Annotated in this window: 1 pseudogene; it reads right to left on the minus strand. The window is 67.0% G+C overall.

The annotated features are described in order from the left end of the window. Window positions 1-444: pseudogene (locus QSJ18_RS20120) on the minus strand (hypothetical protein); the annotation flags it as partial. Window positions 445-557 lie beyond the last annotated feature (113 nt).

A 557-nucleotide genomic window follows, 5' to 3' on the forward strand; every position in this document is an offset into this window, starting at 1 on the left:
ACTGCCGAAGACGTTGGTGGTGGGTGCGGGGTGGGGTCCGTGTTGGTTGGTGGGTGGTGTTCGGCCGGTGCGCCGGTAGGTGAAGAAAAGTCGGTGGCGTTTGACCGTCGTGTTGGTGGAGATGCTGCAGAGGGCGATACCGCCGACGTCGCGGGAGAGCGGGGTCCAGTCGTGTCTGCCTTGCGGGTCGGGGTCGGGGAAGGGGGCGGCCCAGACGTAGGTGGTGTTGGGTGGTTCGCCGAAGGTGGAGTACGGGCCGTCGTAGGGGCCGTACCACAGCCATGCGGACAGGCTGGCGTGGCGAAAGCCTGGGTAGTAGGCGGCGTTGCCGAGGTTTTTCTGCCGGTTGCTTGATTCGAAGGCGGCGCGGATGAAGGTGCCGTCGGGGGAGTTGAGGTCCAGGTAAGGGGTGGGTAGCCACACGATCGGGTAGTCCTCGACCATGGGTGCGACACTCGTCGGTGCGGCGACGGAGCCATCGGGCCCGGAGGTGCAGCTGATGGTGGCGGCGAGCACGGTGATGGCCGTGGCGATTGTGGCGAGTGGTCGGCGGCGGT

The organism is Gordonia heveisoli, assembly GCF_030315745.1.
GTDB lineage: Bacteria > Actinomycetota > Actinomycetes > Mycobacteriales > Mycobacteriaceae > Gordonia.